The following is a 6,976-nucleotide window of genomic DNA, read 5'->3' on the forward strand; positions in this document are numbered from 1 at the left end:
GGCCGCCGACCTCGCGCCGGCTGCCGGAGTCGACGCTGGACGCCGTGCGCGCGGTCTACGCCGAGCTCGTCGCCCCCGAGGTCGCCGGCCGCTGGTGAGCCGGGGTCACCCGAGCCCGGCTCCCCCGAGATGTGGGGAGCTGTGCACCTCCGCAGCGCCGATCGACGTGCATCTCCTCACACATCGCGGCGAAGCGCCGCGCGGGCTCGTTCCTTGATCGCCTCGACGACCTCGGTCTTGGCGTCGGCGTAGTCGTTCATGTCGGCCCAGCGGCGCTCCATCAGCGAGCGCTTCGTGCGCTCGTAGAGCGCCCGGTCGCCCTCGTCCGTGCGCAGGCGGTCGCGCAGCAGGAAGTACTCCTCGACCGCGGGGTGGTCGTGCTCGTAGACGTGCACGTGGACGTCCCGCTCGGGGGTGCGGACCATGCGGTGGGCGGGCTCGCGGACCCGCAGCTCGAACCCGGCGCCCAGCAGGGCGTCGAGGTAGTCCTCCTCGGCGGTGACGTCGTCCACGGTGACGACGACGTCGACGATCGGCTTCGCGGCCAGGCCCGGCACCGACGTCGAGCCGATGTGCTCGACCCGCACCTCGGGGCCGAGCGCTCGCGGATGCGCCGGCGCTGCTCGGCGAAGACGTCCACGTGCCAGGCAGATCTGCCTGGCACCTGTCGGTCCACCTGGGGCGCCAGGTGAACCGAACCCGGCTAGGCCGGGGTGGCGTCGGGCGCCCGGCCGGCGTCGTCGTCCTCGTCGTCGCCGGGCACCTGCAGGGCCCGCTCGAGCAGCAGGGCCGCCACGGCGAGCAGCACCGCACCGCCGGCGGCGAAGCCGCGTGTGCAGGACGCGGTCGTGGCCGAGCGGCGTCTCCCACGCGTCGGCGAAGGCGAGGGCGTAGCCGCCGTACCCGCCGGCGACGACGGCGCCGACCAGGCTGCTGGCCTTGGCCAGCGCGAGCAGCTTGATGCCGTGGTCGGACGTCATGCGCTCGTGGCGCTTGTGCAGGCTCTGCCACGTGCTCCAGGCGAGCGCGCCGAGCACGAGGGCGCCCACGACGAGCGCGACCGCCGGCGCCCAGCCCACCTGCGGCGGGTGGACGTCCAGGCGGTCGAGCAGGCTCGGCAGCAGGCGTCCGACGACCAGGAACACCGCCCCGACCGCCGCCAGGACGGCGACCGAGGTCCGGGGGACCGGGCCGGTGCTCACGTCAGAGCAGGATCTCGAGGTCCTCGCGGCGCACGATGCCGCTGGTGTCGACGTCGCCGATGAGGTCGGCGACGAAGCCCTTGCCGGGGATCTCGCCCTCGGGGTCGATCTCCAGCCACGGGGCCAGGACGAAGGCGCGCTCGTGGGCGCGCGGGTGCGGCAGGGTCAGCTGCTCGTCGTCGGCCACGCGGTCGCCGACCACGATCAGGTCGACGTCGAGCGTGCGCGGCGCGTTGCGCTCGCTGCGCTCGCGGCCGAAGGCCTCCTCGATCGCCAGCGCGCGGTCCAGCAGCGTGTGGACGGTCAGGGTGGTGTCGATCAGGACGACTGCGTTCAGGAAGGACGGCGAGTCGGCGGGCGCACCCACCGGCTCGGTCTCGTACACGGAGGACACGGCCACGAGGGTGACCTCGGGGGTGTCCTCGAGCGCGGAGACGGCCCCCTGCAGGCGTCCGAGACGATCACCCAGGTTCGACCCGATCGCGAGCACGGCCTGACGGATGGGACGCATCCCACCGGTCATCGTGTCCGCATCCAGGACGTACGGGGTGGGCGATTCGGTCACGTTCTGCTCCGCTCCATGGTCACGGCGACGTCGGAGAACGCCACCTCGATCGGTGCCTCGGGCTTGTGCACCGTCACGCTAGCCCATCGCACCTGTGCGTGCTTCCAGCACGTGTCCAGCATACGAAGGGCCACTGTCTCGATGAGGTCGGTGGGGTCGTCGACCAGCGCCGCGTGCAGCTGCTCGGCCAGCTCGCCGTAGTGCACGGACGCGCTCAGGTCGCCGGTCCGGGCCGCCGTCTGCAGGTCCAGGCCGATGCTGACGTCGACGACGAACGTCTGGCCGTCGCGCCGCTCGAAGTCGAACAGGCCGTGGTGGGCGTGCGCGCGGATGCCGGTCAGGTCGATCCGGTCCAGCCCCTCGGGCATGCTCACGGGCTGACCTCCGCGGGAAGAGCCCGGTACGGACGTCCGCCCGCGATTCGAGCCGTCGCTCGTTCGCTGCGCTCGCTCATGAGCCCTCCTCCGGGGCGACCAGGGTGGACGTGTGCCGGCTCCACAGCCGCCAGCCCGTGCTGACCTTGACCAGGACGTGGGTGGCCACGGCGGACGAGCCGGCGAAGCCGCCGGTCTGGCGGGCCGCGGCGTCCGACAGCATGTTCTCGGTGCACGTGACGATCGCGACCTCGGCCTGGTCGGGGTCGGCCGGACGCGTCGAGATCGTCATGTCGGTGAGGAAGAACTGCACGTAGTCGACGTTGGCCATGAGCACCGCCCACGACATGAGGATCGCGTCGGTGCCGCGCAGCGGCGCACCGCCGGGGTGGACGCACACGGTGCCGGGGCTGTCGAGCCACAGCGCGCGCATGAGGTCCAGGTCCGCGGACTCGATGCTGTCGTAGAAGCCCCGGTGGGCGGCCACGACCGCGGCGTGCGCCGGCTCCACTCAGTCCTCCGCCAGCTCGTCGATGAGCCGCGCGGCGACCCGGACGGCAGAGGCGGACGACTTCGCGTCGTGCACGCGGACGGCCCACGCGCCGGCGAGCGCGGAGTAGGTGGAGATCGCCGCGGTCGCGTCGTCGCGGTCGCGCGGACGCGGCGGCTCGCCGCCCTCGGCCAGCAGCTCGCCCAGGAAGCCCTTGCGGCTGGCGGCCACGAGCACCGGCAGGTCGAGGTCGACGAAGGCGTCGAGGTGGCCGAGCAGCTCCCAGTTCTGGGCGCCGGTCTTGGAGAAGCCGAGGCCCGGGTCGACGACGACCTGCTCGAGCGCGACGCCCGCGGCGACGGCGGCGTCGACCTGCTGGCGCAGCTCGTCGACGACGTCGGTCACGAGGTCGTCGTACGTGGTGTGCTGCTGCATGGTGGCCGAGTGCTGGCGCCAGTGCATGATCACGAGCGGCACGCCGGTGTCGGCGGCCAGGCGCAGCATGTCGGGCTCGGCCCGACCGCCGGAGACGTCGTTGATCAGCTGGGCGCCGCCCTCGAGCGCCCGCTCGGCGACCCGCACGCGGGTGGTGTCGACCGAGACCACGTGCCCGGCGTCGCGAGCTCGCGCACGACGGGCACGGACCCGGGCGCAGCCTCCTCGTCCTCGGGCACCCGGTCCGCGCCCGGACGGGTCGACTCGCCGCCCACGTCGACCAGGTCGGCGCCGTCCTCGACGAGGGTGCGGCCGCGGCCGATCGCGCGGGACTGGTCGAAGAAGCGCCCGCCGTCGGAGAACGAGTCGGGCGTGACGTTGACGACGCCCATGACGAGCGTCCGGTCGCCGGGCAGCGAGGGCAGCAGCACCACGACTACCGCCCGGTGATGAGACCCATGGCCTCGGCTCGGGTCGCGGGGTCGCGCAGCTGGCCGCGGACGGCGCTGGTGATCGTCTTCGCGCCGCCCTTGCGGACGCCGCGCATCGTCATGCACAGGTGCTCGGCCTCGATGACGACGATGACGCCGCGCGGCTGGAGGTTCTCCACGATCGCGTCGGCGACCTGCGTGGTCAGCCGCTCCTGCACCTGCGGACGGCGGGCGAAGACGTCCACGAGCCGGGCGAACTTGGACAGGCCGGTGACCTGCCCGCCCTCGCGCGGGATGTAGCCGACGTGCGCGACGCCGAAGAACGGCACGAGGTGGTGCTCGCACATCGACCACATCTCGATGTCCTTCACCAGGATGAGCTCCTCGTGCGCCACGTCGAACGTGCGCACGAGGACGTCCTCGGCCTTCTGGTCCAGGCCCGAGACGAGCTCGGCGTAGGAGCGGGCGACGCGGGCCGGCGTGTCCTTGAGCCCGTCGCGGTCGGGGTCCTCGCCGATCGCGATCAGCAGCTCGCGGATGGCCGCCTCCGCCCGCGGCTGGTCCACACTCATGCGCGCCCCTCCGTGGAGAAGGAACGGTACGGAGCGCCGCGCATGACGGCACCCAGAGCTCGCTCGCTGCGCTCGCTCATCGACCGCCCTCCGGCTCGCCGCCCTCGCGGGCCACGCCCGGGTCGCCGGTCGGCGCGTCGGGTCCGGTGTCGGGGCCGACGACGACCGCGCCGGTCGGCTGGGTGCCGTTGACCGCCGGGATGTCGACGGGCGGACGCGTGTCGGGCGTGCGCGTGTCGGAGCCGGTCCAGGCCGGACGCGGCTGTCGACGGCGAAGCGGCTCGAAGATGCGCGCCACCTCGGCCTTGTCGAGCGTCTCCTTCTCCATCAGCTCGACGACCAGCGCGTCCAGGACGTCGCGGTTGTCGGCCAGGACGTCGAACGCCTCCTGGTGCGCGACGCGGATGAGCTCGTTGATCTCCTCGTCGACGATCGCGGCGATCGACTCGGAGTAGTTGCGGGTGTGCCCGAGGTCGCGGCCCAGGAACGGCTGGCTGTTGTCGTCGCCGTAGCGGACGGCGCCGAGCCGGTCGCTCATGCCGTACTGGGTGACCATCGCGCGGGCCAGGTTGGTGGCCTTCTCGATGTCGTTGCCGGCGCCCGTCGTCGGGTTGTGGAAGACGAGCTCCTCGGCCGCGCGGCCGCCCAGCATGTAGGCGAGCTTGTCCTGCAGCTCGGCGCGCGTCTGGGAGTACTTGTCCTCGTCGGGCAGCACCATCGTGTAGCCCAGGGCGCGGCCGCGGGGCAGGATCGTGATCTTGTGCACCGGGTCGGACGCGGGCATCGCCGCGGCGACCAGGGCGTGGCCGCCCTCGTGGTACGCCGTGACCAGCCGCTCGTGGTCGTTCATGAGCCGGGTGCGCTTCTGCGGGCCGGCCATGACGCGGTCGATCGCCTCGTCGAGCGCGGCGTCGTCGATCGTCTTGCGGCTGCTGCGGGCCGTGAGCAGCGCGGCCTCGTTGAGCACGTTGGCCAGGTCGGCGCCGGAGAAGCCGGGGGTGCGGCGGGCGACGGACTGCAGGTCGACGCCGGGCTCGAGCGGCTTGCCGCGGGCGTGGACCTTGAGGATCGTCTCGCGGCCCTTGAGGTCGGGGGCCTCGACGCCGATCTGGCGGTCGAAGCGGCCCGGACGCAGCAGGGCCGGGTCCAGCACGTCGGGACGGTTGGTCGCGGCGATGAGGATGACGCCGCCGCGCACGTCGAAGCCGTCCATCTCGACGAGCAGCTGGTTGAGCGTCTGCTCGCGCTCGTCGTGGCCGCCGCCCATGCCAGTGCCGCGGTGGCGTCCGACGGCGTCGATCTCGTCGATGAACACGATCGCCGGGGCGTTCTCCTTGGCCTGCTCGAACAGGTCACGGACGCGCGAGGCGCCGACGCCGACGAACATCTCGACGAAGTCCGAGCCGGAGATCGAGTAGAACGGCACGCCGGCCTCGCCGGCGACGGCGCGCGCGAGCAGCGTCTTGCCGGTGCCGGGCGGGCCGTAGAGCAGGACGCCCTTCGGGATCTTGGCGCCGACGGCCTGGAACTTGGCCGGCTCCTGGAGGAACTCCTTGATCTCGCCGAGCTCCTCGATCGCCTCGTCGCAGCCCGCGACGTCGGCGAAGGTGGTCTTGGGGGTGTCCTTGCTGATCAGCTTCGCCCGCGACTTGGCGAACTGCATGACACGTCCGCCGCCGCCCTGGATGTTGTTCATCAGGAAGAAGAAGATCGCCAGGATGATGATGAACGGCAGGATCGCGCCGAGCATCGAGCCCAGGAAGCTGGGCTGGGGCACCTCGACGTCGTAGGACTTCAGCGACTTCTCCGCGACCGACTTCTGCGCGGCCTCGACCAGCCGGCTGCCCTGGTCGCCGAGCCAGTGGGCACGGACCTTCTCGCCGCCGTCGAGCGTCGCCTCGATCTGCTGGTCGCCCTCGATGAAGGTGACGTCCTCGACCTTGCCGTCCTCGAGGTAGGACACCATCGTGGCGGTCTTGACCTCGCGGAACCCGCCGCTCGGGGTGACCAGCTGGAGGACGACGACCACGGCGATCGCCGACAGGACGATCCAGAACCAGGGGCCCTTGAAGAGACGTTTGGCATTCATACGGGACGGGGCGGAGCCCACTCCTCACTGACGTTCTCGACGGGGTAGTCAGACGGTACACGCATCGCCGACACCCGACTCAACGACGAGGAGGGGCGGCTCGTTCCCGTGTTCGCCGGGGGCGAACCGGCGTCGGGTCAGCTGTAGACGTGCGGCGCGAGCGTCGCGATGCCCCGCATGTTGCGGTACTTCTCGGAGTAGTCCAGGCCGTAGCCCACGACGAACGCGTTGGGGATGTCGAAGCCGACGTACTTGACGTCGACCTGCATCTGCTGGGCCTCGGGCTTGCGCAGCAGGGTCGCGATCTCGACCGACGCCGGACGGCGCGAGCGCAGGTTCGCGACGAGCCACGACAGGGTCAGGCCCGTGTCGATGATGTCCTCGACGATGAGGACGTGACGGCCGTCCAGGTCGGTGTCGAGGTCCTTGAGGATGCGCACGACGCCGGAGCTCTGCGTGCCCGAGCCGTAGGAGGAGATGGCCATCCAGTCCATCTCGACGTGGCGGTCCAGCGCGCGGGCCAGGTCGGCCATGACCATGACGGCGCCCTTGAGCACGCCGACGAGCAGGATGTCCTTGCCCTCGTAGTCGGCCTCGATCTGCCGCGCCATCTCCGCGAGGCGATCGCGGATCTGGTCCTCGGTGAAGAGGGTCTGGTCGGGGGCGAGGTCGTTCTCCACGTGCTGAAGATCCACGGTCTCAGCGTGCCACAGGCGTGGCCACGAAGCGCAGCCGCGTCCCGGCTCGCTCGGCGCTGACGTGGCCGGGCAGCTCGACCCGGCGCTGGCCGCGCCACGCGGTCACCAGCGCGTCCAGCG

General features: G+C 71.8%; 7 protein-coding genes and 1 pseudogene. All 8 read right to left on the reverse strand.

Going from position 1 to position 6,976, the window contains the following annotated elements; genetic code table 11:
* Positions 1-176: 176 nt before the first annotated feature.
* Complete coding sequence (locus AC2W7G_RS06495) at positions 177-1,202, reverse strand: DUF3180 family protein (RefSeq protein WP_485867715.1); 1,026 nt, start codon at positions 1,200-1,202, stop codon at positions 177-179.
* A gap of 1 nt (position 1,203) precedes the next feature.
* Positions 1,204-1,767: a 2-amino-4-hydroxy-6-hydroxymethyldihydropteridine diphosphokinase gene (folK, locus tag AC2W7G_RS06500; RefSeq protein WP_485867716.1), complete on the reverse strand. Its 564-nt coding sequence runs from the start codon at positions 1,765-1,767 to the stop codon at positions 1,204-1,206.
* Positions 1,764-2,135: a dihydroneopterin aldolase gene (gene folB, locus AC2W7G_RS06505; RefSeq protein WP_485867721.1), complete on the reverse strand. Its 372-nt coding sequence runs from the start codon at positions 2,133-2,135 to the stop codon at positions 1,764-1,766. Before folB ends, folK begins: the two co-directional genes overlap by 4 nt.
* Positions 2,136-2,217: 82 nt before the next feature.
* Positions 2,218-2,652 (reverse strand): nuclear transport factor 2 family protein, encoded by a 435-nt coding sequence (locus AC2W7G_RS06510; protein ID WP_485867717.1) that lies wholly within the window; start codon positions 2,650-2,652, stop codon positions 2,218-2,220.
* Positions 2,653-3,458 (reverse strand): annotated as a pseudogene (gene folP / locus AC2W7G_RS06515) (dihydropteroate synthase). It lies immediately after the preceding gene.
* A 44-nt stretch (positions 3,459-3,502) separates the two neighbouring features.
* Positions 3,503-4,069 (reverse strand): GTP cyclohydrolase I FolE, encoded by a 567-nt coding sequence (gene folE, locus AC2W7G_RS06520; RefSeq protein WP_485867718.1) that lies wholly within the window; start codon positions 4,067-4,069, stop codon positions 3,503-3,505.
* Between the two features lie 76 nt (positions 4,070-4,145).
* A complete protein-coding gene (gene ftsH, locus AC2W7G_RS06525; RefSeq protein WP_485867719.1) occupies positions 4,146-6,158 on the reverse strand; it encodes an ATP-dependent zinc metalloprotease FtsH in 2,013 nt (670 codons plus the stop codon).
* 137 nt (positions 6,159-6,295) lie between these two features.
* A complete protein-coding gene (gene hpt, locus AC2W7G_RS06530) occupies positions 6,296-6,853 on the reverse strand; it encodes a hypoxanthine phosphoribosyltransferase (protein ID WP_485867720.1) in 558 nt (185 codons plus the stop codon).
* Positions 6,854-6,976 lie beyond the last annotated feature (123 nt).

This window comes from Aeromicrobium sp. PFPM2_SD2 (assembly GCF_057364525.1).

Bases quoted from the DNA above. Each gene is read 5' to 3' on its own strand.
- folB (WP_485867721.1), bottom strand. From the start codon at position 2,135: ATGCCCGAGGGGCTGGACCGGATCGACCTGACCGGCATCCGCGCGCAC.
- folE (WP_485867718.1), bottom strand. From the start codon at position 4,069: ATGAGTGTGGACCAGCCGCGGGCGGAGGCGGCCATCCGCGAGCTGCTG.
- ftsH (WP_485867719.1), bottom strand. From the start codon at position 6,158: ATGAATGCCAAACGTCTCTTCAAGGGCCCCTGGTTCTGGATCGTCCTG.